This window comes from Clostridium sp. (assembly GCF_040797585.1).
Taxonomy (GTDB): Bacteria; Bacillota; Clostridia; order Clostridiales; family Clostridiaceae; genus Clostridium_Z.
Genome location: NZ_JBFNEO010000325.1, coordinates 1 through 1606, shown reverse-complemented (window position 1 = coordinate 1606; position 1606 = coordinate 1). Strand labels below are relative to the sequence as shown.

2 protein-coding genes are annotated in these 1606 nt (G+C 29.8%); both read left to right on the top strand.

The genetic code is table 11. The features are described 5' to 3' along the window. Nucleotides 1-75 precede the first annotated feature (75 nt). Complete coding sequence (locus AB2369_RS13220; protein ID WP_216544699.1) at nucleotides 76-372, top strand: transposase; 297 nt, start codon at nucleotides 76-78, stop codon at nucleotides 370-372. After that, nucleotides 369-1328 carry an IS3 family transposase gene (locus AB2369_RS13215; RefSeq protein WP_367666935.1) on the top strand — a complete coding sequence of 320 codons (960 nt, stop codon included), beginning with the start codon at nucleotides 369-371 and terminating at the stop codon, nucleotides 1326-1328. Before AB2369_RS13220 ends, AB2369_RS13215 begins: the two co-directional genes overlap by 4 nt. Nucleotides 1329-1606 lie beyond the last annotated feature (278 nt).

The window sequence follows — 1606 nt, the reverse complement described above, 5'->3', positions numbered from 1 at the left end:
ACTATTTAGCCCCCTAACCACTTTGGACAATCGCACACGATTATAGTAAAATATAATCAATAGGAGGTTGCCAAAGTGAGAAGTAAAAATACAAGATATTCAGAAGAATTTAAAAGACAAATAGTTAAAGAAGTAGAGGAAACTGGTAATGCAACTTTAGTAGCAAGAAAACATGATATTGTTCCAGGTACAGTAACAAGATGGGTTAGGGAGTCAAAATCAGCTAATAAAACCAATAATCCTCTTAATATAGATTATAGCACTAATTCCTCCTTGGATAAGGAGAATGAGCAATTAAAGAAGCTATTAGGTGAAAAGGACCTTGAAATAGCTATTCTTAAAGACCTACTAAAAAAAACGACCCAAAGATAGAAGATAAAGTAAATATAGCTAATAAATGGCTAGGGTATGGTTATCCAGTAACTAAGGTACTTAAAATACTTGGATTAAATAAATCAACCTATTACTTTAATATAAATAAAGATTCAAATATAGAATCAACAGAAGATAGAAAGTTAATAAACAAGGGTGGTAGACCAATTCAAGGTTCATCTAAAACCACCGATGGACAAACTGTCTGTGATGAACAAATTAAAGAATATATTTGTGAAATCATTGAATCTGAAGGATTATGCTATGGCTATTATAAAATAACCATAATTCTAAGAAGAAAATTTAATTTAATCATAAATAAAAAGAAGGTATATAGATTATGTAAAGAATTAAATGTACTAAGACCTCAAAGGATAGTTAAACCAAAGCATCCAAGGAAAATAGCTCAAAATAGAGAAATTGCAAATCCTAATGCTCTTTGGGAAGTAGATATAAAATACGGTTACATCCATGGTGAAGATAGATTCTTCTATATATCCTCTTTTCTAGATGTATATGATAGAAACATAGTAGAATACCATATGGGACTATCATGCACTTCAGAAGATATAACTATAATTCTTAAAAGAGCCTTAATGAAGCGGGGTCTATATGATAAAGAAACTAATTTAGTAATAAGGTCAGACAATGGTCCACAATTTATTAGCCATAAATTTGAAGATGTGTGTAAAGAACTAAAACTAGAGCATGAAAGAATACCATTCAAAACCCCAAATAAAAATGCTCATATAGAGTCTTTCCATAGATTACTAGAAGATGAATGTTTATCAAGGTACGAATTTAAAACTTATGCTGAAGCCTATGAGGCAGTATCTGAATATATGAAATCCTACAATAAGGTTAGAATTCATAGTTCCTTGGGTTATATCTCTCCAATGGAATTCTATCAAAAAACCTTAGAGGGAACAGCAAAACCTTTAGTGGTAAGACTTTAATGTTTTTTCGCTTAGTAGCAAATTACGTAAATATTTAGCTGAAATCAAGGGCTTGCAATAGCAAGGGCGTAGCCTTTACCCTTGATGAGGATAAATATTTATGTATAATAAAAAAAGCGATAAACATTAAAATATAGATAAACTAAGAAAAAGAAAGTATTCGTGAGTTTTTGTCCAATATTAAGGGGTCAATCCGAATTTGTTTTTACATCTCATTATTTTATATCAAATATATATTGTATAGAATTATCATACTTTATATAGAAAAACACTTAAAA